The following is a 23790-nucleotide window of genomic DNA, read 5'->3' on the forward strand; positions in this document are numbered from 1 at the left end:
GGCGGTCGAGTCGTCCGGAATCGGACGAGGACTGAGAAATGGGAATCCGCAAGTACAAGCCGACTACGCCGGGCCGTCGTGGCTCCTCCGTAGCCGACTTCGTCGAGATCACGCGGTCCACGCCGGAGAAGTCGCTGGTCCGCCCGCTGCACAGCAAGGGCGGCCGTAACAACGCCGGTCGTGTGACCGTTCGCCACCAGGGTGGTGGACACAAGCGCGCCTACCGCGTGATCGACTTCCGTCGTCACGACAAGGACGGCGTGCCGGCCAAGGTCGCGCACATCGAGTACGACCCCAACCGCACCGCGCGCATCGCGCTGCTGCACTACGCCGACGGCGAGAAGCGCTACATCATCGCGCCGCGCGGTCTGCAGCAGGGTGACCGGATTGAGAACGGCCCTGGCGCCGACATCAAGCCGGGCAACAACCTCGCGCTCCGCAACATCCCGGTCGGTACCACGATCCACGCGATCGAGCTCCGTCCCGGTGGTGGCGCCAAGTTCGCCCGTTCCGCGGGTGCCTCGGTGCAGCTGCTCGCGAAGGAGGGCACGATGGCCCACCTTCGTATGCCTTCCGGTGAGATCCGCCTGGTCGACGCGCGCTGCCGCGCGACCGTCGGTGAGGTCGGCAACGCCGAGCAGTCGAACATCAACTGGGGCAAGGCCGGCCGTATGCGGTGGAAGGGCGTTCGCCCGACCGTCCGTGGTGTCGCGATGAACCCGGTTGACCACCCGCACGGTGGTGGTGAGGGCAAGACCAGCGGTGGTCGTCACCCTGTGTCCCCGTGGGGCAAGAAGGAAATGCGTACTCGCGACCGTAACAAGGCCAGCGACAAGTACATCGTCCGCCGCCGCAAGACGAACAAGAAGCGCTAGGAGCGGGTTTAGATGCCGCGCAGTCTCAAGAAGGGACCCTTCGTTGACGGCCACCTCGTAAAGAAGGTGGACGCTCAGAACGAAGCCGGTACCAAGAACGTCATCAAGACCTGGTCCCGTCGCTCGATGATCATCCCGGCCATGCTCGGCCACACGATCGCGGTGCACAACGGCAAGACCCACATTCCGGTGTTTGTCACCGAGTCGATGGTCGGCCACAAGCTCGGCGAGTTCTCGCCGACGCGCACCTTCCGGGGTCACGTCAAGGACGACCGGAAGTCGAAGCGCCGCTAGTAGCGGGGTGGAATGACCATGACAGACACTGGAAGGACAACCATGGAAGCCAGGGCCCAGGCGCGGTACATCCGCGTTACGCCCATGAAGGCCCGCCGCGTGGTGGACCTTATCCGTGGCATGGATGCCACGGAGGCTCAGGCGGTCCTGCGTTTCGCCCCGCAGGCCGCGAGCGTGCCGGTCGGCAAGGTGCTTGACAGCGCCATCGCCAACGCCGCGCACAACTACGACCACAGTGACGCCTCTTCGCTGTACATCAGCGAGGCGTTCGTGGATGAGGGCCCGACCCTGAAGCGGTTCCGTCCGCGTGCTCAGGGCCGTGCCTACCGGATCCGTAAGCGGACCAGCCACATCACCGTGGTCGTCAGCAGCAAGGAAGGAACCCGGTAATGGGCCAGAAGGTTAACCCGCATGGGTTCCGGCTCGGCATCACCACGGACTTCAAGTCCCGTTGGTACGCCGACAAGCTGTACAAGGACTACGTCAAGGAAGACGTCGCCATCCGTCGGATGATGACGTCCGGCATGGAGCGCGCCGGCATCTCGAAGGTTGAGATCGAGCGCACCCGTGACCGCGTGCGGGTGGACATCCACACCGCGCGTCCGGGCATCGTCATCGGCCGCCGTGGCGCCGAGGCCGACCGCATCCGCGGCGACCTCGAGAAGCTCACGGGCAAGCAGGTCCAGCTGAACATCCTCGAGGTCAAGAACCCCGAGATGGACGCTCAGCTGGTTGCTCAGGCCGTTGCCGAGCAGCTCTCCTCCCGCGTCTCCTTCCGTCGCGCCATGCGTAAGAGCATGCAGGGCACGATGAAGGCCGGCGCCAAGGGCATCAAGATCCAGTGCGGCGGTCGCCTCGGCGGCGCCGAGATGTCCCGCTCGGAGTTCTACCGCGAGGGCCGCGTGCCCCTGCACACCCTCCGTGCGAACGTCGACTACGGCTTCTTCGAGGCCAAGACGACCTTCGGCCGCATCGGCGTGAAGGTCTGGATCTACAAGGGCGACGTCAAGAACATCGCCGAGGTCCGCGCCGAGAACGCCGCTGCCCGCGCCGGCAACCGTCCGGCCCGCGGTGGCGCTGAGCGCCCCGCCGGCCGTGGTGGCCGTGGTGGCGAGCGTGGCGGTCGCGGCCGCAAGCCGCAGCAGTCGGCTCCCGCCGCCGAGGCCCCCAAGGCCGAGGCTGCCGCCGCTGCTCCGGCTGAGAGCACCGGAACGGAGGCCTGACCGAAATGCTGATCCCCCGTAGGGTCAAGCACCGCAAGCAGCACCACCCGAAGCGCAGCGGTATGTCCAAGGGTGGTACGCAGGTTGCGTTCGGCGAGTACGGCATTCAGGCCCTCACTCCGGCGTACGTGACCAACCGCCAGATCGAGGCGGCTCGTATCGCGATGACCCGCCACATCAAGCGTGGCGGCAAGGTCTGGATCAACATCTACCCGGACCGTCCGCTGACCAAGAAGCCTGCCGAGACCCGCATGGGTTCCGGTAAGGGTTCGCCGGAGTGGTGGATCGCGAACGTCAAGCCCGGTCGGGTGATGTTCGAGCTGTCCTACCCGAACGAGAAGATCGCGCGCGAGGCCCTGACCCGTGCGGCCCACAAGCTGCCGATGAAGTGCAAGATCGTTAAGCGCGAAGCAGGTGAGCTGTGATGACCGCCGGTACGAAGGCGTCCGAGCTGCGCGAGCTGGGCAACGAGGAGCTTGTCGCCAAGCTCCGCGAGGCCAAGGAAGAGCTGTTCAACCTCCGCTTCCAGGCGGCGACGGGCCAGCTCGAGAACCACGGTCGGCTCAAGTCCGTCCGTAAGGACATCGCCCGGATCTACACCCTGATGCGTGAGCGCGAGCTGGGCATCGAGACGGTGGAGAACGCCTGATGAGCGAGAGCAACGTGACTGAGAACAGCGAGCGCAACGCCCGCAAGGTCCGCGAGGGCCTCGTCGTCAGCGACAAGATGGACAAGACCGTCGTCGTCGCTGTCGAGGACCGCGTCAAGCACGCGCTGTACGGCAAGGTCATCCGCCGTACGAACAAGCTCAAGGCTCACGACGAGACCAACGCTGCCGGCATCGGCGACCGTGTCCTCCTGATGGAGACCCGGAAGCTGTCCGCCACGAAGCACTGGCGCGTCGTCGAGATCCTCGAGAAGGCCAAGTAATTACTTGAAGGGGTAACCCTTCGAGTTTCGTTCCGCCAGGCTCGGTGGGGGCCACGCCTCGAAAGAGGACGGCCCCCGCCGGGAACCGGCAGACAATCAGGAGATAGACGTGATCCAGCAGGAGTCGCGACTGCGTGTCGCCGACAACACTGGTGCCAAGGAGATCCTTTGCATCCGTGTTCTCGGTGGTTCCGGTCGCCGCTACGCGGGCATCGGTGACGTCATCGTCGCCACCGTCAAGGACGCGATCCCCGGTGGCAACGTGAAGAAGGGTGACGTCGTCAAGGCGGTCATCGTTCGCACCGTCAAGGAGCGCCGCCGCCAGGACGGCTCGTACATCCGCTTCGACGAGAACGCCGCTGTCATTCTCAAGAACGACGGCGACCCTCGCGGCACCCGTATCTTCGGCCCGGTCGGCCGTGAGCTGCGCGAGAAGAAGTTCATGAAGATCATCTCGCTCGCGCCGGAGGTGCTGTAAGCATGAAGATCAAGAAGGGCGACCTGGTCCAGGTCATCACCGGTAAGGACAAGGGCAAGCAGGGCAAGGTCATCACGGCCTTCCCCCGCGAGAACCGCGTCCTGGTCGAGGGTGTCAACCGGGTCAAGAAGCACACCAAGGCCGGCCCCTCGCAGGCCGGTGGCATCGTCACGACCGAGGCGCCCGTCCACGTCTCCAACGTCCAGCTGGTCGTTGAGAAGGACGGCAAGAAGGTCGTCACGCGCGTCGGTTACCGCTTCGACGACGAGGGCAACAAGATCCGCGTTGCCAAGCGGACGGGTGAGGACATCTGATGGCTACCACCACCACTCCGCGTCTCAAGACGAAGTACCGCGAGGAGATCGCGGGCAAGCTGCGTGAGGAGTTCTCGTACGAGAACGTCATGCAGATCCCCGGCCTCGTCAAGGTCGTGGTCAACATGGGTGTGGGCGACGCCGCCCGCGACTCCAAGCTGATCGAGGGCGCCATCCGCGACCTCACCACGATCACCGGCCAGAAGCCGGCCGTCACCAAGGCCCGCAAGTCCATCGCGCAGTTCAAGCTGCGTGAGGGCCAGCCGATCGGTGCCCACGTCACCCTCCGTGGCGACCGCATGTGGGAGTTCCTGGACCGCACCCTGTCGCTCGCGCTTCCGCGCATCCGCGACTTCCGTGGTCTGTCCCCCAAGCAGTTCGACGGCCGTGGCAACTACACCTTCGGTCTCACGGAGCAGGTCATGTTCCACGAGATCGACCAGGACAAGATCGACCGTGTCCGGGGTATGGACATCACCGTGGTCACCACGGCGACCAACGACGCTGAGGGCCGCGCCCTTCTCCGTCACCTCGGCTTCCCCTTCAAGGAGGCGTAAGCGAGATGGCGAAGAAGGCTCTCATCGCGAAGGCTGCCCGCAAGCCCAAGTTCGGCGTGCGTGGCTACACGCGCTGCCAGCGCTGTGGTCGTCCCCACTCCGTGTACCGCAAGTTCGGCCTGTGCCGCGTGTGCCTTCGTGAGATGGCTCACCGTGGCGAGCTGCCGGGCGTGACCAAGAGCTCCTGGTAATCCCTGTAATTCAGGGATGACCGGAGTCTCTCGGTAAGCAGAGGGTTGGCGGAGGCCCACCTCTCCATGGCTTAGGCTAGGAGGGTTGGGCGTCCGCCGCCCGTACGACTTACTACGCCGTAGGTCCCCGCGCCGCACCCGTCCCGCCCCTGTGTGGGGAGAGGGATGGCGCATACAGGAAACCCCGGCGAGAGAGGCCGAAGGCCAATTCATGACCATGACTGATCCCATCGCAGACATGCTCACGCGTCTGCGTAACGCGAACTCGGCGTACCACGACACCGTGACGATGCCGCACAGCAAGATCAAGTCTCACATCGCGGAAATCCTCCAGCAGGAGGGCTTCATCACGGGCTGGAAGGTCGAGGACGCCGAGGTCGGCAAGAACCTCGTTCTCGAGCTCAAGTTCGGTCCGAACCGTGAGCGCTCCATCGCGGGCATCAAGCGGATCTCGAAGCCGGGCCTCCGGGTTTACGCGAAGTCCACCAACCTGCCGAAGGTTCTCGGCGGCCTGGGCGTGGCGATCATCTCCACGTCCCACGGTCTCCTGACCGGCCAGCAGGCAGGCAAGAAGGGCGTAGGTGGGGAAGTCCTCGCCTACGTCTGGTAGTCGGGAACGGAGGAATAGCTAATGTCGCGTATTGGCAAGCTGCCTATCCAGGTTCCCGCCGGCGTGGACGTCACCATCGAGGGCCGCTCGGTCACGGTGAAGGGTTCCAAGGGCACCCTGAGCCACACCGTTGCCGCGCCGATCGAGATCGTGAAGGGTGAGGACGGCGTTCTGAACGTCACCCGCCCGAACGACGAGCGTCAGAACAAGGCCCTTCACGGCCTGTCCCGCACGCTGGTGGCCAACATGATCACCGGTGTGACCCAGGGTTACGTGAAGGCGCTCGAGATCAGCGGTGTCGGTTACCGCGTTGCCGCGAAGGGCTCCAACCTGGAGTTCCAGCTCGGCTACAGCCACCCGATCCTGGTCGAGGCGCCCGAGGGCATCTCGTTCAAGGTCGAGTCCCCGACCAAGTTCTCGGTCGAGGGCATCGACAAGCAGAAGGTCGGCGAGGTCGCGGCGAACATCCGCAAGCTGCGGAAGCCCGACCCGTACAAGGCCAAGGGCGTCAAGTACGCCGGCGAGGTCATCCGCCGCAAGGTCGGAAAGGCTGGTAAGTAAGCCATGGCATACGGTGTGAAGATCGCCAAGGGCGACGCTTACAAGCGTGCGGCCAAGGCTCGCCGCCACATCCGCATCCGCAAGAACGTGTCGGGTACGGCGGAGCGTCCGCGCCTCGTCGTGACGCGTTCCAACCGCGGTATCACCGCTCAGGTCATCGACGACCTCAAGGGTCACACCCTTGCGTCCGCGTCGAACCTGGACGCGTCGATCCGCGGTGGCGAGGGTGACAAGTCGGCCCAGGCCAAGCAGGTCGGCGCTCTTGTCGCCGAGCGCGCCAAGGCCGCGGGTGTCGAGACTGTCGTGTTCGACCGTGGTGGCAACAGGTACGCCGGGCGCATTGCCGCTCTGGCTGACGCCGCCCGCGAAGCCGGGCTGAAGTTCTAAGCCCCGGTTCCGGGACTAACGGACGTAACAGAGAGAGGTAATCCAATGGCTGGACCCCAGCGCCGCGGAAGCGGTGCCGGTGGCGGCGAGCGGCGGGACCGGAAGGGCCGCGACGGTGGCGCTGCCGCCGAGAAGACCGCGTACGTTGAGCGCGTTGTCGCGATCAACCGCGTCGCCAAGGTTGTCAAGGGTGGTCGTCGCTTCAGCTTCACCGCGCTGGTCGTGGTGGGCGACGGTGACGGCACCGTAGGTGTCGGTTACGGCAAGGCCAAGGAAGTTCCCGCGGCCATCGCCAAGGGTGTCGAGGAAGCCAAGAAGAACTTCTTCAAGGTTCCCCGCATCCAGGGCACCATCCCGCACCCGATCCAGGGCGAGAAGGCGGCCGGCGTTGTCCTGCTGAAGCCTGCTTCCCCCGGTACCGGTGTTATCGCCGGTGGCCCGGTGCGCGCCGTTCTGGAGTGCGCCGGCGTTCACGACATCCTGTCGAAGTCGCTCGGCTCCGACAACGCGATCAACATCGTGCACGCGACCGTGGCGGCCCTCAAGGGCCTGCAGCGTCCCGAGGAGATCGCGGCTCGCCGTGGTCTGCCGCTCGAGGACGTCGCCCCCGCGGCTCTGCTTCGTGCACGTGCGGGAGCGGGTGCGTAATGGCCCGTCTCAAGATCACGCAGACGAAGTCGTACATCGGTAGCAAGCAGAACCACCGCGACACCCTGCGTTCGCTCGGGCTCAAGCGCCTGAACGACGTGGTCGTCAAGGAGGACCGCCCCGAGTTCCGCGGAATGGTGCACACCGTCCGCCACCTCGTGACGGTCGAGGAGGTCGACTGACATGGCGGAGAACAACCCGCTGAAGGTCCACAACCTCCGTCCCGCCCCGGGCGCCAAGACCGCCAAGACCCGTGTGGGTCGTGGTGAGGCGTCGAAGGGTAAGACGGCCGGTCGTGGTACCAAGGGCACGAAGGCCCGTTACCAGGTTCCGCAGCGCTTCGAGGGTGGGCAGATGCCCCTCCACATGCGTCTGCCGAAGCTCAAGGGCTTCAAGAACCCGTTCCGCACCGAGTTCCAGGTCGTGAACCTGGACAAGCTGGCCGCGCTCTACCCGCAGGGTGGCGAGGTCACGGTGGCCGATCTGGTCGCCAAGGGTGCGGTTCGCAAGAACCAGCTCGTCAAGGTGCTCGGCACCGGCGAGATCACCGTGGCGCTGCAGGTTTCGGTTGACGCCGTCTCCGGCTCCGCCAAGGAGAAGATCGCCGCCGCTGGTGGCACCGTCACCGAGCTCGTCTGAGTCTCGGCCTGACAGCACGGAGCCCGGCCGGTTCCCCCTCGGGGGAGCCGGCCGGGCTTCTGTGCGTCCGGGGTGGGCCTTCCGTGTGACGGGGGCCGTGGCGGCCGCTCGGTCCGCCGTCGTGAGGTCGTTCGTCCGGGTTGCCGCCCCTTCGTAGCCCCTACGCCGACCCACCGCGCCGTCCGGGCCCCTGAGGGCATGTCAACGGCCGTACGGGACTCCCGTACCCGGCCCTGGGGGCACGATCCGCTCGAACGGTGGCCGATACCGGGTTGACGTGCCTGGGAGACGTTTCCCGCTGGCTGTAGGGGCGGGTATGGTAGCGGCTGTTAGCTTCCCCGGCAGTCTGCGCTTGTGGCGTGCGGCTGCCGTGTTCTGTAATTGCTCACATTCAAACCGTCACCCTCACGCGCGTAACGCGGGGGTCGCAGGAGGCACCGTGCTCACCGCGTTCGCCCGGGCGTTCAAGACGCCCGACCTGCGCAAGAAGCTGCTCTTCACACTCGGCATCATCGTGCTGTACCGGCTCGGGGCACACATCCCCGTACCCGGTGTCAGTTACCAGGCCGTCCAGCAGTGTGTGGACCAGGCGAGCCAGGGCAACAACTCCCTGTTCGGCCTGGTGAACATGTTCTCCGGCGGGGCGCTGCTGCAGATCACCATCTTCGCGCTCGGCATCATGCCGTACATCACGGCGAGCATCATCCTGCAGCTGCTGACCGTGGTGATCCCCCGCCTCGAGGCCCTCAAGAAGGAGGGACAGTCGGGCACCGCCAAGATCACGCAGTACACGCGTTATCTGACGATCGCCCTCGCCGTCCTCCAGGGCACCGGCCTCGTCGCCACGGCCAAGAGCGGTGCGCTGTTCAGCGGCTGCACGGTCGCCAACCAGGTCGTTCCGGACCCGTCGATCTTCACCATCGCCACCATGGTCATCACGATGACCGCCGGTACGGCCGTCGTCATGTGGCTCGGTGAGCTCATCACCGACCGCGGCATCGGCAACGGCATGTCGATCCTGATGTTCATCTCGATCGCCGCCGGCTTCCCGGGCGCGCTGTGGAAGATCAAGGTCGAGGGTGACCTGGCCGACGGCTGGATCGAGTTCGGCACCGTGATCCTCGTCGGATTCGCGATGGTCGGCCTCGTCGTCTTCGTCGAGCAGGCCCAGCGCCGCATCCCGGTGCAGTACGCGAAGCGGATGATCGGCCGCAGGTCCTACGGCGGTACGTCCACATACATCCCGCTCAAGGTGAACCAGGCAGGTGTGATTCCTGTCATCTTCGCCTCGTCGCTGCTCTACATCCCGGCCTTGATCGCTCAGTTCTCGAGTTCCACCGCAGGGTGGAAGACCTGGATCGAAGCCCACTTCGTCAAGGGTGACCACCCCTACTACATCGCTACGTACTTCCTCCTGATCGTGTTCTTCGCCTTCTTCTATGTGGCGATCTCGTTCAACCCCGAGGAAGTCGCGGACAACATGAAGAAGTATGGTGGCTTCATCCCGGGTATCCGGGCTGGTCGACCTACTGCCGAGTACCTGAGCTACGTGCTCAACAGGATCACTTGGCCGGGCTCGCTGTATCTGGGTCTGATCGCTCTTGTGCCGACGATGGCGTTGGCGGGCTTCGGCGGTGCCAATGCCAACTTCCCCTTCGGTGGGACGAGCATCCTCATCATCGTGGGTGTGGGGCTGGAGACCGTGAAGCAGATCGAGAGCCAGCTCCAGCAGCGCAATTACGAAGGGTTCCTCCGCTGATGCGAATCGTCCTCGTCGGACCGCCCGGGGCCGGGAAGGGTACGCAGGCCGCGTTCCTTGCCAAGAACCTGGACATTCCGCACATCTCCACGGGTGACCTGTTCCGTGCCAACATCTCGCAGGGCACGGAGCTGGGCATGAAGGCCAAGGCGTTCATGGACGCCGGCGACCTCGTGCCCGACGAGGTGACCATCGGGATGGCCAAGGACCGCATGGAGCAGCCGGACGCCGTCAACGGTTTCCTGCTCGACGGCTTCCCGCGCAACGTGGTCCAGGCCGAGGCGCTGGACGTGGTCCTGAAGGCCGAGGACATGCAGCTGGACGCGGTCCTGGACCTGGAGGTCCCCGAGGACGAGGTCGTGAAGCGGATCGCGGGTCGCCGCATCTGCCGCAACGACAGCGCGCACGTGTTCCACGTGACGTACAACGCTCCGAAGACCGCGGGCGTCTGTGACGTCTGCGGCGGCGAGCTCTTCCAGCGCGACGACGACTCCGAGGAGACCGTCCGCCGGCGCCTGGAGGTCTACCACACGCAGACCGAGCCGATCATCGACTACTACCGGGCGCAGAACCTGGTCGTGACGATCTCGGCGCTCGGCAAGGTGGACGAGGTCACCGCGAAGGCGATGGCCGCGCTCAAGAAGTAACCCTGGTTCGTACGACACGGCCGCGGTGCCCCTGGGGGGCGCCGCGGCCGTATCGTTGTTCTGTCCGTGTACTCGCAAGGAAAGGCCCCCGTCACGATGGTGCAGATCAAGACCCCTGAGCAGATCGCGAAGATGCGCGAGGCGGGGCTGGTCGTCGCAGCCATCCACGCGGCCACGCGTGAGGCGGCCGTGCCGGGCGCGACGACGAAGGACCTGGACGAGGTCGCCCGCAAGGTCATCGCGGACCACGGCGCGAAGTCGAACTTCCTCGGGTACGGCGGCTTCCCCGCGACCATCTGCACCTCGGTGAACGAGGTCGTCGTCCACGGCATCCCGGACGAGAGGACCGTCCTGAAGGACGGCGACATCATCTCCGTCGACGCCGGCGCGATCATCGACGGCTGGCACGGCGACGCCGCGTACACCGCCTTCGTCGGCACCGGTCACTCCCCGGAGCTGGTCGAGCTCTCCCGGGTGACCGAGGAGTCGATGTGGGCCGGTATCGCCGCGATGAAGGCCGGCAACCGCCTGGTGGACATCTCCCGGGCGATCGAGACGTACATCCGCCGCCAGCCGAAGCCCGGCGGCGGCAAGTACGGCATCGTCGAGGAGTACGGCGGCCACGGCATCGGCACCGAGATGCACATGGACCCCCACCTGCTGAACTACGTCACCCGCAAGCGCGGCAAGGGCCCGAAGCTGGTCCCCGGCTTCTGCCTGGCGATCGAGCCGATGGTCGCGCTCGGCACCCCGCACACGGAGGTCCTGGCGGACGACTGGACGGTCGTCTCCACGGACGGCACCTGGTCCTCCCACTGGGAGCACTCGGTAGCCCTGACGGAGGAGGGCCCCCTGGTCCTCACCTCCCCGGACGGTGGCAAGGCCAAGCTCGCCGAGCTGGGCGTCGTGGCGGCGCCGGATCCGTTGGCGTAAGGGCTTCGTAGTGCGGCGTGGCTCCTTGCGTAAGGATCTTTCCGGGTGGGCAAACTTTCCGGATTCGTCTTTTCCAGGGGCCTGACGTAGACTGATGCGTCGGCTCTCGTGTACCCGTGTGTCCGCACACGGATCGGGAGTCGATCAAGGTAGCCGATTCGAAAGGCGAAGCGTGGCCAAGAAGCAAGGTGCCATCGAAATCGAGGGCACCGTGATCGAGTCCCTCCCGAACGCCATGTTCAAGGTGGAACTCCAGAACGGTCACAAGGTCCTCGCGCACATCTCCGGCAAGATGCGGATGCACTACATCCGAATCCTTCCGGACGACCGGGTCGTGGTGGAGCTCTCTCCCTACGACCTGACGCGTGGCCGGATCGTCTACCGGTACAAGTAGATCTTGCCCGCACCCCGGCATCGCCGCGGGTGGTGGCACTGACCCGGAGAACCTCACATCCCATGAAGGTCAAGCCGAGCGTCAAGAAGATCTGCGACAAGTGCAAGGTGATCCGCCGTCACGGCCGGGTCATGGTCATCTGCGACAACCTGCGCCACAAGCAGCGCCAGGGCTGACGCACGCCGACCGACCTGCACCCCGCAGTTCTTCGCGCGACGCAAGCAATTCGTACATACGCAGAGCCCGCCCAGCCCGCAAGGGTCGGCGGCACCTCCGGCGGGGGCCGGAGACCCGATTCGTACCTCATACGGCGAATGGGGAGCGGCTCTGCGGAAGACCCCCGAACACACAGGAGCCATTGAATGGCACGCGTTTCCGGTGTTGACATCCCGCGCGAAAAGCGCGTGGAGATCGCACTCACCTACGTCTTCGGCATCGGGCGTACCCGGTCCAAGGAGATCCTCGCCTCGACCGGCGTCGACCCGAACACCCGCGTTCGTGACCTGGCCGAAGAGGACCTCGTCAAGATCCGCGAGTACGTGGACGCCAACCTCCAGACCGAGGGTGACCTCCGCCGCGAGATCCAGGGCGACATCCGCCGCAAGATCGAGATCCAGTGCTACCAGGGCATCCGCCACCGTCGTGGCCTGCCCGTGCACGGACAGCGCACCAGCACGAACGCCCGTACCCGCAAGGGCCCGCGTCGCGCCATCGCCGGTAAGAAGAAGCCGGGCAAGAAGTAGTCCTCAGCGGACGCTTGACCAAGCGGTCTTCGCTGTAGGACCGACCACCTCCCGTAGGAGTAATAGATGCCCCCCAAGGGTCGTCAGGGCGCTGCCAAGAAGGTGCGCCGCAAGGAAAAGAAGAACGTCGCTCACGGCCACGCGCACATCAAGAGCACGTTCAACAACACGATCGTCTCGATCACGGACCCCTCGGGCAACGTGATCTCCTGGGCCTCCGCCGGCCACGTCGGCTTCAAGGGCTCGCGCAAGTCCACCCCGTTCGCCGCGCAGATGGCCGCCGAGTCGGCCGCTCGCCGCGCGCAGGAGCACGGCATGCGCAAGGTCGACGTCTTCGTCAAGGGTCCCGGCTCCGGCCGTGAGACCGCGATCCGCTCCCTCCAGGCCACCGGCCTCGAGGTCGGTTCGATCCAGGACGTCACCCCCACGCCGCACAACGGCTGCCGTCCGCCGAAGCGTCGTCGCGTCTGACGCTCCGCGTCCGATGTACGACCGGCAACGGTTGGTTTGAGGGATGGGCGGTACGGCTCTTCGGAGGCGTGCCGCCCGTACCCTTGCAGTACGTAGTACCCGTCGGGCGTCAAATAGTGGGCGTCCACGACTGAAGGAACACACACCATGCTGATCGCTCAGCGTCCCTCGCTGACCGAAGAGGTCGTCGACGAATTCCGCTCGCGGTTCGTCATCGAGCCCCTGGAGCCGGGCTTCGGCTACACGCTCGGCAACAGCCTCCGTCGTACGCTCCTCTCCTCGATCCCGGGTGCGGCTGTCACGTCCATCCGCATCGACGGTGTCCTGCACGAGTTCACCACCGTGCCGGGCGTCAAGGAGGACGTCACCGACCTCATCCTGAACATCAAGCAGCTGGTCGTCTCCTCGGAGCACGACGAGCCGGTCGTGATGTACCTGCGCAAGCAGGGTCCCGGCCTGGTCACCGCTGCTGACATCGCCCCGCCGGCCGGTGTCGAGGTGCACAACCCCGACCTGGTGCTCGCCACGCTCAACGGCAAGGGCAAGCTGGAGATGGAGCTGACCGTCGAGCGCGGTCGCGGCTACGTCTCCGCCGTGCAGAACAAGCAGGTGGGCCAGGAGATCGGCCGTATCCCGGTCGACTCCATCTACTCGCCGGTGCTCAAGGTCACGTACAAGGTCGAGGCGACCCGTGTCGAGCAGCGCACCGACTTCGACAAGCTGATCGTCGACGTCGAGACCAAGCAGGCCATGCGGCCGCGCGACGCCATGGCGTCCGCCGGTAAGACGCTGGTCGAGCTGTTCGGTCTGGCGCGCGAGCTCAACATCGACGCCGAGGGCATCGACATGGGTCCGTCCCCGACGGACGCCGCCCTGGCCGCCGACCTGGCGCTGCCGATCGAGGAGCTCGAGCTCACCGTTCGTTCGTACAACTGCCTCAAGCGTGAGGGCATCCACTCCGTGGGTGAGCTCGTGGCGCGCTCCGAGGCCGACCTGCTCGACATCCGCAACTTCGGTGCGAAGTCGATCGACGAGGTCAAGGCGAAGCTGGCCGGCATGGGCCTGGCCCTCAAGGACAGCCCGCCCGGATTCGACCCGACCGCCGCCGCGGACGCCTTCGGCGCCGATGACGACGCGGACGCCGGGTTCGTCGAGACCGAGCAGTACTAAGAGCTCGGGACCGTCAGGTCTCGTTCTTGCTGCGGGCCGGCTTCGGCTGGTCGCGCAGTTCCCCGCGCCCCTCACCGGGCGCGGGTCTCCGACGGGTAACCGCCCGCTCGGACACTGACACCGGTACCTCATACGGCCGGTGCAGATCACAAGGAGAAACACCATGCCGCGTCCCGCCAAGGGTGCCCGCCTCGGTGGCAGTGCCGCTCACGAGCGTCTGCTGCTCGCCAACCTGGCGAAGTCCCTCTTCGAGCACGGCCGCATCACCACGACCGAGGCCAAGGCTCGCCGCCTGCGTCCGGTCGCCGAGCGCCTGATCACCAAGGCGAAGAAGGGCGACATCCACAACCGTCGCCTGGTGCTGCAGACGATCACGGACAAGGGCATCGTCCACACGCTCTTCACCGAGATCGCCCCGCGCTACTCCGAGCGCCCGGGTGGCTACACCCGTATCACCAAGATCGGCAACCGTCGTGGCGACAACGCCCCGATGGCTGTGATCGAGCTGGTCGAGGGCGAGATCGCCAAGAAGGCGACCGTCGCCGAGGCCGAGGCCGCTGCCAAGCGCGCCGTCAAGGAGGCCGACGAGGCCGCCAAGGTCGAGGACACCAAGGTCGAGGACGCCGCTGAGGCTCCGGCCGAGGAGTCGAAGGACGCGTAAGCGTTCCGACGATCTCGTGGGCGGGCCCGCACCCTCAGGGGTGCGGGCCCGTTCCCGTGTCTTGAGAGGCTTGAGAGGATTTACGGCGTGAGTGACTTCGTGCAGCCCGGGTTCGTACGGGTACGGCTTGACCTTTCCTACGACGGCAAGGACTTCTCCGGCTGGGCCAAGCAGGCCAACGGGCGGCGGACCGTGCAGGGCGACATCGAGGACGCCCTGAAGACGGTCACCCGCTCCAAGGAGACGTACGAGCTGACCGTCGCAGGGCGTACGGACGCCGGTGTGCACGCACGCGGCCAGGTCGCGCACGTCGACCTGCCCGTCGAGCTGTGGGCCGAGCACCGCGAGAAGCTGCTGCGCAGGCTCGCGGGGCGGCTCTCGCACGACGTACGGGTCTGGCGGCTCACCGAGGCCCCCAGTGGCTTCAACGCGCGGTTCTCGGCGATCTGGCGGCGGTACGCCTACCGCGTGACCGACAACCCCGGCGGGGTCGACCCGCTGCTGCGCGGGCACGTCCTGTGGCACGACTGGGCGCTCGACATGGACGCCATGAACGATGCCGCCGAGCGGCTCGTCGGCGAGCACGACTTCGCCGCGTACTGCAAGAAGCGCGAGGGCGCCACCACCATCCGTACGCTCCAGGAGCTGCGGTGGGAGCGGCGGCCCGGCGGCATTCTCGAAGCGACCGTGAAGGCCGACGCCTTCTGCCACAACATGGTCCGCTCGCTGGTCGGCGCGCTGCTCTTCGTCGGCGACGGCCATCGGCCGGTGGACTGGCCGGGGAAGGTGCTCGCCGCGGGTGTGCGGGACTCCGCCGTGCACGTCGTACGGCCGCACGGGCTGACGCTGGAAGAGGTCGGCTACCCGGCCGACGAGCTCCTGGCCGCCCGGAACCTGGAGGCCAGGAACAAGCGGACACTGCCGGGCGCCGGCTGCTGCTGAGCCCGCGCCCGATCCGGCCGCGCTCCCGCTACTGGCCGGGGGCGCCGGCCGCGGCGGCCGCCTGGGACTTGCCGCGGGCGTAGATCTGGTTGAAGGCGAAGGTGCCCAGGTCGTCGCTGGCCCGGAAGACGGCCTGGTCGGACTTGGTGACCTTCTTGCCGTCGAGGAAGCCGGCCTGGGTGAAGTACGCGTACCGGCCGATCGAGTTCGCCCGGCGCAGACAGACCGTCGCGCGGCAGAAGTCCTTCACACCCGCCCCGGCCAGCGGAGCGATGCCGCCCGTGGCCTGGTTCTTCGCCTTCAGCGCCGCCGCCTCGTTCGGGAACACGGCCACGCCGACCGTGAGGGCGACCCCGTCCTGCACGTACGTGGCGCGGATCACCCGGTCGCAGCCGTTCTTCTTCAGGACCGCGCCGAGGCCGGCCTCCCCGACGCTCGCGCAGTCGGTCGTCGAGGACGTGGCGCCCTTGGTGTAGGCGCGGCCGTTCATCGTCAGCTTCTTGCCCGGGAAGAGCCCCTCGGCGCTGAGCGGGGCCTTGTCCTTCTTCTCGTCCGAGATGAAGTCCTTGGGGTTCGGCGGGGGCGGCGGGGCGACGGAGGAGAACGTCGGGCCGGGCGTGGGGGAGTCGCTCGGGGCGGCGGAGCCGGTGGGGGTGACCGTGCCGTTCTTCCCCGTGTCGTCGGTCTTGCCGCTCTTCACGACCGCCGTGGCGACGATCGCGCCGACGACGAGGGCCGCGAGCGCGCCGCCGCCGATCACGAGCCAGCGCTTACGCCGGCGGCCCGCCGCGGAGGCGTCGGCGAGGGCACCCCAGTCGGGTGTCCCGTCGGCCGTCGCGCCCGGGAAGGGGCTGGGCTGCTGCCCGTACTGGTTTCCAGGCTGCTGCTGGCCGTATCCCTGGCCGTACTGCTGCTGTGCCGGCTGCTGTCCGTACGGCTGCTGACCCGGCTGCTGCGGCTCCTGCGGCCACTGCGGTCCCCCAAAGCTCATGCCGCGCATCCTAAACCGGTTGGGGCCGAGCCATGCGGGCGGTGACAATGGCCCGCATGGGACACGTCGAGGCCGCGCATCTGGAGTACTACCTTCCCGACGGGAGGGTCCTGCTCGCGGACGCCTCCTTCCGGGTCGGGGAGGGCGCCGTCGTCGCCCTGGTCGGGGCCAACGGCGCCGGGAAGACCACGCTGCTGCGGATGATCTCCGGAGAGCTCCAGCCGCACGGCGGCTCGGTCACCGTGAGCGGCGGGCTCGGCGTGATGCCGCAGTTCGTGGGCTCGGTGCGGGACGACCGTACGGTCCGTGACCTGCTGGTCTCGGTCGCCCAGCCGCGGATCCGGGAGGCCGCGAAGGCCGTCGACGCGGCCGAGCACCTGATCATGACGGTCGACGACGAGGCCGCGCAGATGGCGTACGCGCAGGCGCTCAGCGACTGGGCCGAGGTCCAGGGGTACGAGGCCGAGACCGTCTGGGACATGTGCACGATGGCCGCCCTGGGCATGCCGTACGACAAGGCGCAGTTCCGTGAGGTCCGCACGCTCAGCGGCGGCGAGCAGAAGCGCCTGGTCCTGGAGTCGCTGCTGCGCGGCACGGACGAGGTGCTGCTCCTGGACGAGCCGGACAACTACCTCGACGTGCCCGGCAAGCGGTGGCTGGAGGAGCGGCTGCGGGAGACCCGTAAGACCGTGCTCTTCATCTCGCACGACCGGGAGCTGCTCGCCCGCGCCGCGCAGAAGATCATCGCGGTGGAGCCGGGTCCGGCCGGGTCGGACGTCTGGGTGCACGGCGCCGGCTTCGAGACCTTCCACGAGGCGCGGCGGGAGCGGTTCGCCCGCTTCGAGGAGCTGAAGCGGCGCTGGGAGGAGAAGCACGCGCAGCTGAAGAAGCTGGTGATCAATCTGCGGGCGGCGGCGGCGGTCTCCCACGAGCTGGCGTCCCGGTACGCGGCGGCGCAGACCCGGCTGAAGAAGTTCGAGGAGGCCGGCCCGCCGCCCGAGCCGCCGCGCGAGCAGGACATCCGGATGCGGCTGCGTGGCGGCCGTACCGGCGTACGCGCTGTGACCTGCGAGAACCTTGAGCTGACCGGTCTGATGAAGCCGTTCTCGCTGGAGATCTACTACGGGGAGCGGGTCGCCGTCCTCGGTTCGAACGGCTCGGGCAAGTCGCACTTCCTGCGGCTGCTCGCCGGGGACCCGTCGGTGGCGCACACCGGCGAGTGGAAGCTGGGCGCCCGGGTCGTCGCGGGCCACTTCGCGCAGACCCACGCGCACCCGGAGCTGCAGGGGCGGTCCCTGGTGGACATCCTCTGGTCGGAGCACGCCAAGGACCGGGGCGGGGCGATGTCGGTGCTGCGGCGGTACGAGCTGGAGGGGCAGGGGGACCAGCCCTTCGAGAAGCTGTCGGGCGGGCAGCAGGCCCGTTTCCAGATCCTGCTCCTGGAGCTGTCCGGCACGACGGCGCTGCTGCTGGACGAGCCGACGGACAACCTGGACCTGGAGTCGGCGGAGGCGCTGCAGGACGGTCTGGAGTCGTACGACGGGACGGTGCTTGCCGTCACGCACGACCGGTGGTTCGCGAAGACCTTCGACCGGTATCTGGTGTTCGGTTCGGACGGGGTCGTGCGGGAGACGAGCGAGCCGGTGTGGGACGAGCGGCGGGTCGAGCGGGCGCGCTGACCTGGCGTCCCGCGGCGTTTTGACCCGTCGGGGGTGGCGCGGGTACTGTTGCGGTTTGTTATGTGTATGGGTTTCGTCGTTCTCGACGAAGGACCCTTACGCAAGTTCCCTGGAGCAGTTACCAGTGGCTCGCATACGGGCGGTGTTCCCGGCAGTGCAGGCCCCAGCTGCATGATCGCTTCAGGTGTGTCTGGACTCCATCCACTGAAGAAGCGAAGGCTACGAAGTGCGTACGTACAGCCCCAAGCCCGGCGATGTCACTCGCCAGTGGCACATCATCGACGCCCAGGACGTTGTCCTCGGTCGTCTGGCGACGACGGCTGCGAACCTCCTCCGGGGTAAGCACAAGCCGGTCTACGCCCCCCACATGGACATGGGCGACTTCGTCATCATCATCAACGCCGACAAGGTGCACCTGTCCGGCAACAAGCGTGAGCAGAAGCTCGCCTACCGCCACTCCGGCTTCCCGGGTGGTCTGCGCTCCGTCCGTTACGACGAGCTGCTGGACAAGAACCCCGAGAAGGCCGTCGAGAAGGCCATCAAGGGCATGATCCCCAAGAACACCCTGGGCCGTCAGATGATCTCGAAGCTGAAGGTCTACGCGGGCGAGAACCACCCGCACGCTGCCCAGCAGCCGGTCCCGTTCGAGATCACCCAGGTCGCGCAGTAGTTCCGGCCACATCCCCCTAAGAACGAAAGAAATCTGAGGAGCATCGTGGCCGAGACCACTGTTGAGAACCCCATCGAGGGCGAGGAGACCTACGCCGAGGTCACCACCTTCGAGTCCGAGGTCCCCGTCGAGGGCGAGTACACCTCGGAGTCCATGGCGTCGCGCTTCGGCGACCCGCAGCCGGCCGCCGGCCTGGGCCGCCGCAAGAACGCCATCGCCCGCGTCCGGATCGTCCCGGGCACCGGCAAGTGGAAGATCAACGGTCGCACCCTTGAGGACTACTTCCCCAACAAGGTGCACCAGCAGGAAGTCAACGAGCCCTTCAAGGTGCTCGAGCTCGACAACCGCTACGACGTCATCGCCCGCATCTCGGGTGGCGGCGTCTCCGGCCAGGCCGGCGCCCTGCGCCTCGGCGTGGCCCGTGCGCTGAACGAGGCGGATGTCGAGAACAACCGCCCGGCGCTGAAGAAGGCCGGCTTCCTCTCCCGCGACGACCGTGCGGTCGAGCGCAAGAAGGCCGGTCTCAAGAAGGCCCGTAAGGCCCCGCAGTACAGCAAGCGTTAATCGCCTGCTCGGTCTGCTTTGCACGTACGCCCCGGCGGCACTGCCCGTGCTGCCGGGGCGTACGTCTTTTCCTCCCCTTGAGGCCTTTCGGTCAGCTTCGGCGCGAAAACGGGCATCAGGCGTTCAGGGGTTCGCACTTTTTCGGAGCAGTTTCGGAGGACAGCTGTGGGACGACTCTTCGGCACGGACGGTGTACGCGGTGTGGCGAACGCGGATCTGACGGCGGAGCTCGCGCTCGGCCTGTCGGTCGCGGCGGCGCACGTGCTCGCCGAGGCGGGGACCTTCGAGGGCCATCGGCCGACCGCGGTGGTCGGGCGTGACCCCCGTGCGTCGGGAGAGTTCCTGGAGGCCGCCGTCGTGGCGGGCCTCGCGAGCGCGGGCGTCGACGTCCTGCGCGTCGGCGTCCTGCCCACCCCGGCGGTGGCGTACCTCACCGGAGCGCTCGGCGCGGACCTCGGTGTGATGCTCTCCGCGAGCCACAACGCGATGCCCGACAACGGCATCAAGTTCTTCGCGCGCGGCGGCCACAAGCTCGCCGACGAGCTGGAGGACCGGATCGAGTCCGTCTACGAGGAGCACCGCACCGGCGCCCCGTGGCAGCGGCCGACCGGCGCCGGCGTCGGCCGGGTCCGTGACTACGACGAGGGCTTCGACAAGTACGTCGCCCACCTCATCGCCGTCCTGCCGAACCGGCTCGACGGGCTCAAGGTCGTCCTCGACGAGGCGCACGGCGCGGCCGCGCGCGTGTCGCCCGAGGCGTTCACCCGGGCCGGTGCCCAGGTCGTGACGATCGGCGCGGACCCCGACGGCCTCAACATCAACGACGGCTGCGGCTCCACCCACCTCGGCCTGCTGAAGGCCGCCGTCGTCGAGCACGGTGCCCACTTCGGTATCGCGCACGACGGCGACGCCGACCGCTGCCTCGCCGTGGACGCGTCCGGCGAGGAGATCGACGGCGACCAGATCCTCGCCGTCCTGGCGCTCGCCATGCGCGAGGCGGGGACGCTGCGCGGCGACACCGTCGTCGCGACCGTGATGTCCAACCTGGGCTTCAAGCTCGCCATGGAGCGCGAGGGGCTCCAGCTGGTGCAGACGGCGGTCGGCGACCGGTACGTCCTGGAGTCGATGAAGGAGCACGGCTACGCGCTCGGCGGCGAGCAGTCCGGGCACGTCATCGTCCTCGACCACGCCACCACCGGCGACGGCACCCTGACCGGTCTGATGCTGGCGGCGCGGGTCGCGGCCACCGGCAAGTCCCTCGCGGAGCTGGCCGCCGTGATGGAGCGCCTCCCGCAGGTCCTCATCAACGTGCCCGACGTCGACAAGTCCCGGGTGAAGACCTCCGCCGAGCTGGCGACCGCCGTCGGTGACGCCGAGCGCGAGCTGGGCTCGACCGGCCGCGTCCTGCTCCGCCCGTCGGGCACCGAGCCGCTGGTCCGGGTCATGGTCGAGGCCGCCGACATCGAGCAGGCGCGGGCCGTGGCCGGCCGGCTCGCCGACGCGGTGAAGTCCGCGCTCGGCTAGAGCTCGGACTTCGAGGCGTCTTGGCGTCTCAGTGCTTTCGTGGCGCACCCGGCGGGCGGGTCATCCGTGCCCGCTGGGTGCGCCACAGCAGTTTCCAGGCGACGAGCGTGAGGACGCCGGCGACGATGATGCCGGTCAGGTTGAGCAGCAACTGCTCCAGGGAGCCCCACATCTGGGCGAATTCGCCGTAGCTGAGGGCCACGGCGGCGTTGGCCGCCGCCGGGACGGTCGTCACCGAGATCGCGACGCCGACCAGGACGCCCGCCTTCGACGAGGTCAGGGAGACCACGCCGGCCACGCCGGCGAGGAGCGCCACGATGAAGGAGAACGGGTCGGGCTGGAAGATGAAGCCGGTGTTCGGGCGGGCCGCGTCGAGCATGCTCTGCTCGAACTGGCCCATGGCGTCCATCACCAGGCTGAACAGGGTCGTCGCGACGATCGCCGCGGCGAAACCGACCACCAGCGCGACCGACGAGCGGAAGGCGGCCCGCGGGTCGCGCCGCACCAGGCCCGTACTGATCCCGGCGAGCGGGCCGAACTCGGGGCCGACCGCCATGGCGCCCACGATCAGGATCGCGTTGTCCAGGACCACACCGCAGGCCGCGATCATCGTCGCCACGATCACCAGGGCCGCGTAGGTGATGGTGAGGGTGGACTCCTCCTGGGCGGTCCCCGTGAGCTGCTCCCAGATCACCGCGTCCGCGGCCTCGCCCGGCGCCTCCTCCTCCGCCTTCTCGGCGCGGTCGGAGATCGACAGGTCGACGTTGTCGACGGCGATCGAACCGACCTTGTCGATGTCCAACTGCCGCAGCCCGTACAGGAGTTCATCACCCGCCTCGCGTGCCACGTCGACCATGACGATGTCGCCCTGGGGCTCGCGGGCGACGCCCTTGAGCACTGCCAGGTGGGTGGTGCCCACGGTCCGGTCGATCAGGTCGAGGACGGCGTCCGTGCGGACGGACGGGGTGATGATCCGCAGATGCAACATGGCCGCACCTTAACGGGATTCATAGTTTGCGCAGGGACAGACGCTGCACCTTGTGGTCCGGGCCCTTGCGGACGACGAGGGTCGCCCGGCCGCGCGTCGGCGCCACATTCTCCAGCAGGTTCACCTTGTTGATGGTCCGCCACATCGTGCGGGCGTAGTCCAGGGCCTCCTCCTCGGAGACCTGGGTGTACTTCTGGAAGTACGAGAACGGGTTCTGGAACGCGGTCTCGCGCAGCCGGCGGAACCGGTTGAGGTACCAGGCCTCGATGTCCTCGGGCCGGGCGTCCACGTACACCGAGAAGTCGAAGTAGTCGGCGAGGCCCACGCGCGTGCGGCCGTCCTTGCCGGGCAGGGCCGGCTGGAGGACGTTGAGCCCCTCCACGATCAGGATGTCGGGGCGGCGGACCACGAGCCGCTCGCCCGGCACGATGTCGTAGATGAGGTGGGAGTAGACCGGGGCGGTGACCTCGTCCTTGCCGGCCTTGATGTCGGCGACGAACCGGGTCAGGGCCCTGCGGTCGTACGACTCGGGGAAACCCTTGCGGGACATCAGGCCGCGCGCCTTCAGCTCCTCCATCGGGTAGAGGAAGCCGTCGGTGGTGACCAGCTCCACGCGCGGGTGCTCCGGCCAGCGGGCGAGGAGCGCTTGGAGGAGACGGGCCACGGTGGACTTGCCGACGGCGACGGAGCCGGCGACCCCTATGACGAAGGGCGTCCCGCGCTGCTCCGCCTTCTCCCCGAGGAAGGTGTTGAGCGCGCCGCGCAGCCCGCTGGTCGCCTGGACGTACAGATTGAGCAGCCGGGACAGCGGCAGATAGATGTCCCTGACCTCGTCGAGGTCGATGACGTCACCGAGTCCCCGGAGCCGCTCGACCTCCTCGGCGGAGAGCGGCAGCGGTGTCTTGTCCCGCAGCGCGCTCCACTCGTCCCGGGTGAGGTCGACATAGGGCGTGGCCTCGGGAGGCCGGCGCTGGCTTCGTGGCGGCGAAGTGATCACCCCGCCATTGTCGGTGCTGCGGGGTGGTTGTGGGCCGTGGGCTCGGTCACGCGGAAATCCTGTTGTCGGACCCTTGCTCTACCGTGAGCATGCACATGGCCGCGTGGGCTGTGGACTTCACGCGGGGGGACGCCGCCCGGGGCGGCACAAAGGGACAGAAGGTTACATCCGTATGCGTACGTCCATCAGAATCGCCGCCGCCACCGTCACCGCCGCCTCGCTCGGGCTGCTGCTCACCGCCTGCGGCGGGGACGCGAACGACGGCAAGCTGAAGGGCGACAACGACGCCTCCGCGTCCGCCGACGCGGCTCCCGACGTGAAGGCGCTCTCCGCCGCCGAGTTGGAGAAGCTCATCGTCGAGCAGGCCGACCTCAAGGGCCACCAGGTGCAGAAGGCCAAGCCGGCCGAGGTGCTGAACACCGGGGACGTCGGCGCCGACAAGGCGGCCTGTGAGCCGCTCGCCGAGGCCGTGTCGTCCGTCGCTCCCGGGGACCCGGGCGCCAGCGTCCACCGCAAGACGATCGAGGCGCGCAAGGACACCTCGGCTTCGCCGGAGGACATCATGGGCGCGCTCGCCGCCCCGGTGACCTCCGTGACCCTCGGTTCGTACGGTGGTCAGGGTGCCGAGAAGGCCTTCGCCTCCCTCAAGACCGCCGGGACCGAGTGCGCCGCCGGGTTCACGGTCAACGCGAGTGGCGAGAAGACCAAGGTCACCAAGGTCGCCCCGGAGGCCGTGGCCGCCGGTGAGGAGGCGCAGGCCTGGACCGTCACCGTCGACATGGAGGGGAAGCCGTTCGTCACCAAGCTCGTCGTCTTCCGCAAGGGCAACACGCTGGCGTCCCTCTCCACCATCAGCCTCGGCGGTCAGGTCAAGGCGCTCCCCAAGGCCGTCATCGACGCGCAGGCGGCCAAGCTCGGCTGAGTCGGGACGTCCGCCCCTTTTCGGTCGT

The 23790-nt window shown here is 67.6% G+C and carries 35 protein-coding genes; 32 read left to right on the forward strand and 3 right to left on the reverse strand.

What is annotated here, in order from left to right; translation table 11 throughout:
- Positions 1 to 38 precede the first annotated feature (38 nt).
- From rplB to truA, 27 genes are all read left to right on the forward strand, one after another.
- Positions 39 to 875: a 50S ribosomal protein L2 gene (rplB, locus tag ACWCO8_RS14255; protein ID WP_362013644.1), complete on the forward strand. Its 837-nt coding sequence runs from the start codon at positions 39 to 41 to the stop codon at positions 873 to 875.
- A gap of 12 nt (positions 876 to 887) precedes the next feature.
- A complete protein-coding gene (rpsS, locus tag ACWCO8_RS14260; protein ID WP_015035577.1) occupies positions 888 to 1169 on the forward strand; it encodes a 30S ribosomal protein S19 in 282 nt (93 codons plus the stop codon).
- 42 nt (positions 1170 to 1211) lie between these two features.
- The gene (rplV, locus tag ACWCO8_RS14265) at positions 1212 to 1559 is read left to right on the forward strand and encodes a 50S ribosomal protein L22 (RefSeq protein WP_041662774.1); all 348 of its coding nucleotides are present in this window, start codon (positions 1212 to 1214) and stop codon (positions 1557 to 1559) included.
- Positions 1559 to 2392, forward strand: a complete 834-nt coding sequence (gene rpsC / locus ACWCO8_RS14270) for a 30S ribosomal protein S3 (RefSeq protein WP_356886096.1) — start codon at positions 1559 to 1561, stop codon at positions 2390 to 2392. Before rplV ends, rpsC begins: the two co-directional genes overlap by 1 nt.
- Positions 2393 to 2397: 5 nt before the next feature.
- Positions 2398 to 2817 (forward strand): 50S ribosomal protein L16, encoded by a 420-nt coding sequence (rplP, locus tag ACWCO8_RS14275; protein ID WP_015035580.1) that lies wholly within the window; start codon positions 2398 to 2400, stop codon positions 2815 to 2817.
- Positions 2817 to 3041: a 50S ribosomal protein L29 gene (gene rpmC, locus ACWCO8_RS14280; RefSeq protein WP_361445390.1), complete on the forward strand. Its 225-nt coding sequence runs from the start codon at positions 2817 to 2819 to the stop codon at positions 3039 to 3041. Before rplP ends, rpmC begins: the two co-directional genes overlap by 1 nt.
- Positions 3041 to 3322, forward strand: coding sequence for a 30S ribosomal protein S17 (gene rpsQ, locus ACWCO8_RS14285; RefSeq protein ID WP_362013647.1), 282 nt, complete (start codon positions 3041 to 3043; stop codon positions 3320 to 3322). Before rpmC ends, rpsQ begins: the two co-directional genes overlap by 1 nt.
- A 109-nt stretch (positions 3323 to 3431) precedes the next feature.
- Positions 3432 to 3800, forward strand: a complete 369-nt coding sequence (gene rplN, locus ACWCO8_RS14290; protein WP_003956455.1) for a 50S ribosomal protein L14 — start codon at positions 3432 to 3434, stop codon at positions 3798 to 3800.
- A 2-nt stretch (positions 3801 to 3802) separates the two neighbouring features.
- Complete coding sequence (gene rplX / locus ACWCO8_RS14295; RefSeq protein WP_015035583.1) at positions 3803 to 4114, forward strand: 50S ribosomal protein L24; 312 nt, start codon at positions 3803 to 3805, stop codon at positions 4112 to 4114.
- The gene (gene rplE, locus ACWCO8_RS14300; RefSeq protein WP_260229393.1) at positions 4114 to 4671 is read left to right on the forward strand and encodes a 50S ribosomal protein L5; all 558 of its coding nucleotides are present in this window, start codon (positions 4114 to 4116) and stop codon (positions 4669 to 4671) included. Before rplX ends, rplE begins: the two co-directional genes overlap by 1 nt.
- Before the next feature lie 5 nt (positions 4672 to 4676).
- Positions 4677 to 4862 carry a type Z 30S ribosomal protein S14 gene (locus ACWCO8_RS14305; RefSeq protein ID WP_003948630.1) on the forward strand — a complete coding sequence of 62 codons (186 nt, stop codon included), beginning with the start codon at positions 4677 to 4679 and terminating at the stop codon, positions 4860 to 4862.
- Positions 4863 to 5073: 211 nt separating this feature from the next.
- On the forward strand, positions 5074 to 5472 hold the full coding sequence (gene rpsH, locus ACWCO8_RS14310) for a 30S ribosomal protein S8 (RefSeq protein ID WP_030209003.1): 399 nt from the start codon (positions 5074 to 5076) through the stop codon (positions 5470 to 5472).
- Positions 5473 to 5493: 21 nt separating this feature from the next.
- Positions 5494 to 6033, forward strand: coding sequence for a 50S ribosomal protein L6 (gene rplF / locus ACWCO8_RS14315; protein ID WP_362013648.1), 540 nt, complete (start codon positions 5494 to 5496; stop codon positions 6031 to 6033).
- A gap of 3 nt (positions 6034 to 6036) precedes the next feature.
- On the forward strand, positions 6037 to 6420 hold the full coding sequence (rplR, locus tag ACWCO8_RS14320) for a 50S ribosomal protein L18 (RefSeq protein ID WP_351793016.1): 384 nt from the start codon (positions 6037 to 6039) through the stop codon (positions 6418 to 6420).
- A gap of 45 nt (positions 6421 to 6465) precedes the next feature.
- Positions 6466 to 7068 (forward strand): 30S ribosomal protein S5, encoded by a 603-nt coding sequence (gene rpsE / locus ACWCO8_RS14325; RefSeq protein WP_017239585.1) that lies wholly within the window; start codon positions 6466 to 6468, stop codon positions 7066 to 7068.
- On the forward strand, positions 7068 to 7250 hold the full coding sequence (rpmD, locus tag ACWCO8_RS14330) for a 50S ribosomal protein L30 (protein ID WP_005313525.1): 183 nt from the start codon (positions 7068 to 7070) through the stop codon (positions 7248 to 7250). Before rpsE ends, rpmD begins: the two co-directional genes overlap by 1 nt.
- A 1-nt stretch (position 7251) precedes the next feature.
- Complete coding sequence (rplO, locus tag ACWCO8_RS14335; protein ID WP_362013650.1) at positions 7252 to 7707, forward strand: 50S ribosomal protein L15; 456 nt, start codon at positions 7252 to 7254, stop codon at positions 7705 to 7707.
- Positions 7708 to 8146: 439 nt separating this feature from the next.
- Positions 8147 to 9466: a preprotein translocase subunit SecY gene (gene secY / locus ACWCO8_RS14340; protein WP_260229390.1), complete on the forward strand. Its 1320-nt coding sequence runs from the start codon at positions 8147 to 8149 to the stop codon at positions 9464 to 9466.
- On the forward strand, positions 9466 to 10113 hold the full coding sequence (locus tag ACWCO8_RS14345) for an adenylate kinase (protein WP_451032469.1): 648 nt from the start codon (positions 9466 to 9468) through the stop codon (positions 10111 to 10113). The genes secY and ACWCO8_RS14345 overlap by 1 nt, the downstream gene beginning before the upstream one ends.
- A 96-nt stretch (positions 10114 to 10209) precedes the next feature.
- A complete protein-coding gene (gene map, locus ACWCO8_RS14350; protein WP_451032842.1) occupies positions 10210 to 11046 on the forward strand; it encodes a type I methionyl aminopeptidase in 837 nt (278 codons plus the stop codon).
- Positions 11047 to 11218: 172 nt separating this feature from the next.
- Positions 11219 to 11440: a translation initiation factor IF-1 gene (infA, locus tag ACWCO8_RS14355; protein WP_003956442.1), complete on the forward strand. Its 222-nt coding sequence runs from the start codon at positions 11219 to 11221 to the stop codon at positions 11438 to 11440.
- 62 nt (positions 11441 to 11502) lie between these two features.
- Entirely contained in the window at positions 11503 to 11616 is a 114-nt protein-coding gene (gene rpmJ / locus ACWCO8_RS14360; protein ID WP_003956441.1) for a 50S ribosomal protein L36, read from the forward strand.
- Positions 11617 to 11802: 186 nt separating this feature from the next.
- Positions 11803 to 12183: a 30S ribosomal protein S13 gene (gene rpsM / locus ACWCO8_RS14365; protein WP_030201533.1), complete on the forward strand. Its 381-nt coding sequence runs from the start codon at positions 11803 to 11805 to the stop codon at positions 12181 to 12183.
- 66 nt (positions 12184 to 12249) lie between these two features.
- Positions 12250 to 12654, forward strand: a complete 405-nt coding sequence (rpsK, locus tag ACWCO8_RS14370; protein ID WP_003956432.1) for a 30S ribosomal protein S11 — start codon at positions 12250 to 12252, stop codon at positions 12652 to 12654.
- 147 nt (positions 12655 to 12801) lie between these two features.
- Positions 12802 to 13824, forward strand: coding sequence for a DNA-directed RNA polymerase subunit alpha (locus ACWCO8_RS14375; RefSeq protein ID WP_003966937.1), 1023 nt, complete (start codon positions 12802 to 12804; stop codon positions 13822 to 13824).
- A gap of 163 nt (positions 13825 to 13987) precedes the next feature.
- Entirely contained in the window at positions 13988 to 14485 is a 498-nt protein-coding gene (rplQ, locus tag ACWCO8_RS14380) for a 50S ribosomal protein L17 (protein ID WP_362013653.1), read from the forward strand.
- A gap of 87 nt (positions 14486 to 14572) precedes the next feature.
- Positions 14573 to 15427: a tRNA pseudouridine(38-40) synthase TruA gene (gene truA, locus ACWCO8_RS14385; RefSeq protein ID WP_451032470.1), complete on the forward strand. Its 855-nt coding sequence runs from the start codon at positions 14573 to 14575 to the stop codon at positions 15425 to 15427.
- 28 nt (positions 15428 to 15455) lie between these two features.
- On the opposite strand, the gene ACWCO8_RS14390 is transcribed toward truA, so the two are convergent.
- Positions 15456 to 16418 carry a hypothetical protein gene (locus tag ACWCO8_RS14390; RefSeq protein WP_451032471.1) on the reverse strand — a complete coding sequence of 321 codons (963 nt, stop codon included), beginning with the start codon at positions 16416 to 16418 and terminating at the stop codon, positions 15456 to 15458.
- A gap of 56 nt (positions 16419 to 16474) precedes the next feature.
- Here ACWCO8_RS14390 and ACWCO8_RS14395 point away from each other — a divergent pair, with 56 nt between their 5' ends.
- The 4 genes from ACWCO8_RS14395 to glmM all read left to right on the forward strand — a co-directional run bounded on the left by ACWCO8_RS14395 (position 16475) and on the right by glmM (position 20855).
- Positions 16475 to 18097 carry an ABC-F family ATP-binding cassette domain-containing protein gene (locus ACWCO8_RS14395; protein ID WP_451032472.1) on the forward strand — a complete coding sequence of 541 codons (1623 nt, stop codon included), beginning with the start codon at positions 16475 to 16477 and terminating at the stop codon, positions 18095 to 18097.
- A gap of 226 nt (positions 18098 to 18323) precedes the next feature.
- Positions 18324 to 18767, forward strand: a complete 444-nt coding sequence (gene rplM, locus ACWCO8_RS14400) for a 50S ribosomal protein L13 (protein ID WP_362013657.1) — start codon at positions 18324 to 18326, stop codon at positions 18765 to 18767.
- Between the two features lie 45 nt (positions 18768 to 18812).
- Positions 18813 to 19331 (forward strand): 30S ribosomal protein S9, encoded by a 519-nt coding sequence (gene rpsI / locus ACWCO8_RS14405; protein ID WP_362013659.1) that lies wholly within the window; start codon positions 18813 to 18815, stop codon positions 19329 to 19331.
- 165 nt (positions 19332 to 19496) lie between these two features.
- Positions 19497 to 20855: a phosphoglucosamine mutase gene (gene glmM, locus ACWCO8_RS14410; protein WP_451032473.1), complete on the forward strand. Its 1359-nt coding sequence runs from the start codon at positions 19497 to 19499 to the stop codon at positions 20853 to 20855.
- Between the two features lie 28 nt (positions 20856 to 20883).
- Here the strand turns inward: glmM and ACWCO8_RS14415 are convergent, their stop codons facing one another.
- Together ACWCO8_RS14415 and coaA are read right to left on the reverse strand one after the other, a co-directional pair.
- On the reverse strand, positions 20884 to 21843 hold the full coding sequence (locus tag ACWCO8_RS14415) for a DUF389 domain-containing protein (protein ID WP_451032474.1): 960 nt from the start codon (positions 21841 to 21843) through the stop codon (positions 20884 to 20886).
- A 19-nt stretch (positions 21844 to 21862) separates the two neighbouring features.
- Positions 21863 to 22840 (reverse strand): type I pantothenate kinase, encoded by a 978-nt coding sequence (gene coaA / locus ACWCO8_RS14420; RefSeq protein ID WP_451032475.1) that lies wholly within the window; start codon positions 22838 to 22840, stop codon positions 21863 to 21865.
- A 172-nt stretch (positions 22841 to 23012) separates the two neighbouring features.
- On the opposite strand from coaA, the gene ACWCO8_RS14425 reads away from it, so the two are divergent.
- Positions 23013 to 23762, forward strand: coding sequence for a hypothetical protein (locus ACWCO8_RS14425; protein WP_451032476.1), 750 nt, complete (start codon positions 23013 to 23015; stop codon positions 23760 to 23762).
- Positions 23763 to 23790: the final 28 nt, after the last annotated feature.

It is taken from the genome of Streptomyces sp. NPDC001927, assembly GCF_053594455.1.

What these genes read in the sequence shown, in the direction of transcription:
- rplB (WP_362013644.1), top strand. Translation starts at nt 39, where the DNA reads ATGGGAATCCGCAAGTACAAGCCGACTACGCCGGGCCGTCGTGGCTCC.
- rpsS (WP_015035577.1), top strand. Translation starts at nt 888, where the DNA reads ATGCCGCGCAGTCTCAAGAAGGGACCCTTCGTTGACGGCCACCTCGTA.
- rplV (WP_041662774.1), top strand. Translation starts at nt 1,212, where the DNA reads ATGGAAGCCAGGGCCCAGGCGCGGTACATCCGCGTTACGCCCATGAAG.
- rpsC (WP_356886096.1), top strand. Translation starts at nt 1,559, where the DNA reads ATGGGCCAGAAGGTTAACCCGCATGGGTTCCGGCTCGGCATCACCACG.
- rplP (WP_015035580.1), top strand. Translation starts at nt 2,398, where the DNA reads ATGCTGATCCCCCGTAGGGTCAAGCACCGCAAGCAGCACCACCCGAAG.
- rpmC (WP_361445390.1), top strand. Translation starts at nt 2,817, where the DNA reads ATGACCGCCGGTACGAAGGCGTCCGAGCTGCGCGAGCTGGGCAACGAG.
- rpsQ (WP_362013647.1), top strand. Translation starts at nt 3,041, where the DNA reads ATGAGCGAGAGCAACGTGACTGAGAACAGCGAGCGCAACGCCCGCAAG.
- rplX (WP_015035583.1), top strand. Translation starts at nt 3,803, where the DNA reads ATGAAGATCAAGAAGGGCGACCTGGTCCAGGTCATCACCGGTAAGGAC.
- rplE (WP_260229393.1), top strand. Translation starts at nt 4,114, where the DNA reads ATGGCTACCACCACCACTCCGCGTCTCAAGACGAAGTACCGCGAGGAG.
- ACWCO8_RS14305 (WP_003948630.1), top strand. Translation starts at nt 4,677, where the DNA reads ATGGCGAAGAAGGCTCTCATCGCGAAGGCTGCCCGCAAGCCCAAGTTC.
- rpsH (WP_030209003.1), top strand. Translation starts at nt 5,074, where the DNA reads ATGACCATGACTGATCCCATCGCAGACATGCTCACGCGTCTGCGTAAC.
- rplF (WP_362013648.1), top strand. Translation starts at nt 5,494, where the DNA reads ATGTCGCGTATTGGCAAGCTGCCTATCCAGGTTCCCGCCGGCGTGGAC.
- rplR (WP_351793016.1), top strand. Translation starts at nt 6,037, where the DNA reads ATGGCATACGGTGTGAAGATCGCCAAGGGCGACGCTTACAAGCGTGCG.
- rpsE (WP_017239585.1), top strand. Translation starts at nt 6,466, where the DNA reads ATGGCTGGACCCCAGCGCCGCGGAAGCGGTGCCGGTGGCGGCGAGCGG.
- rpmD (WP_005313525.1), top strand. Translation starts at nt 7,068, where the DNA reads ATGGCCCGTCTCAAGATCACGCAGACGAAGTCGTACATCGGTAGCAAG.
- rplO (WP_362013650.1), top strand. Translation starts at nt 7,252, where the DNA reads ATGGCGGAGAACAACCCGCTGAAGGTCCACAACCTCCGTCCCGCCCCG.
- ACWCO8_RS14345 (WP_451032469.1), top strand. Translation starts at nt 9,466, where the DNA reads ATGCGAATCGTCCTCGTCGGACCGCCCGGGGCCGGGAAGGGTACGCAG.
- map (WP_451032842.1), top strand. Translation starts at nt 10,210, where the DNA reads ATGGTGCAGATCAAGACCCCTGAGCAGATCGCGAAGATGCGCGAGGCG.
- rpmJ (WP_003956441.1), top strand. Translation starts at nt 11,503, where the DNA reads ATGAAGGTCAAGCCGAGCGTCAAGAAGATCTGCGACAAGTGCAAGGTG.
- rpsM (WP_030201533.1), top strand. Translation starts at nt 11,803, where the DNA reads ATGGCACGCGTTTCCGGTGTTGACATCCCGCGCGAAAAGCGCGTGGAG.
- rpsK (WP_003956432.1), top strand. Translation starts at nt 12,250, where the DNA reads ATGCCCCCCAAGGGTCGTCAGGGCGCTGCCAAGAAGGTGCGCCGCAAG.
- ACWCO8_RS14375 (WP_003966937.1), top strand. Translation starts at nt 12,802, where the DNA reads ATGCTGATCGCTCAGCGTCCCTCGCTGACCGAAGAGGTCGTCGACGAA.
- rplQ (WP_362013653.1), top strand. Translation starts at nt 13,988, where the DNA reads ATGCCGCGTCCCGCCAAGGGTGCCCGCCTCGGTGGCAGTGCCGCTCAC.
- ACWCO8_RS14390 (WP_451032471.1), bottom strand. Translation starts at nt 16,418, where the DNA reads ATGAGCTTTGGGGGACCGCAGTGGCCGCAGGAGCCGCAGCAGCCGGGT.
- ACWCO8_RS14395 (WP_451032472.1), top strand. Translation starts at nt 16,475, where the DNA reads ATGGGACACGTCGAGGCCGCGCATCTGGAGTACTACCTTCCCGACGGG.
- ACWCO8_RS14415 (WP_451032474.1), bottom strand. Translation starts at nt 21,843, where the DNA reads ATGTTGCATCTGCGGATCATCACCCCGTCCGTCCGCACGGACGCCGTC.
- ACWCO8_RS14425 (WP_451032476.1), top strand. Translation starts at nt 23,013, where the DNA reads ATGCGTACGTCCATCAGAATCGCCGCCGCCACCGTCACCGCCGCCTCG.